The 296-nt window shown below is 67.9% G+C and carries 1 protein-coding gene; it reads left to right on the top strand.

Going from position 1 to position 296, the window contains the following annotated elements:
- A partial coding sequence (locus MKL09_RS31475; protein ID WP_279606234.1) for an acyl-CoA dehydrogenase family protein occupies positions 1-296 on the top strand: 296 nt, incomplete at both ends.

Below are 296 nucleotides of genomic sequence, written 5' to 3'. Positions count from 1 at the left end.
GCTCGCACCGGCCACGAACTGGTAGGTATCACGCAGGGCCTGGCTCAGCTGGTAGAACCGGGTGCCGGGCGTGCCAACCGCGTTCGAGCCGAACGGGTTGCTGCCGGCCAAGCCGCTCACGAGGTTGTAGATCGCGCCCTGGGCCAGACGGGCGGCCGGATCGCCGCCGCCAACGTCTATGCCGGCACCATCGCCCTCGAAGTCACGAGCCAGATCTTCGAGGTGATGGGCGCGCGCTCAGCGACGAATGCCAACGGCTTCGACCGGTTCTGGCGCAACGTCCGCATCCACACGCT

Origin of the sequence: Methylobacterium sp. J-048, from assembly GCF_022829515.1 — a bacterium.
Lineage (GTDB): Bacteria > Pseudomonadota > Alphaproteobacteria > Rhizobiales > Beijerinckiaceae > Methylobacterium.
This window is presented reverse-complemented; position numbering and strand designations above follow the sequence as displayed.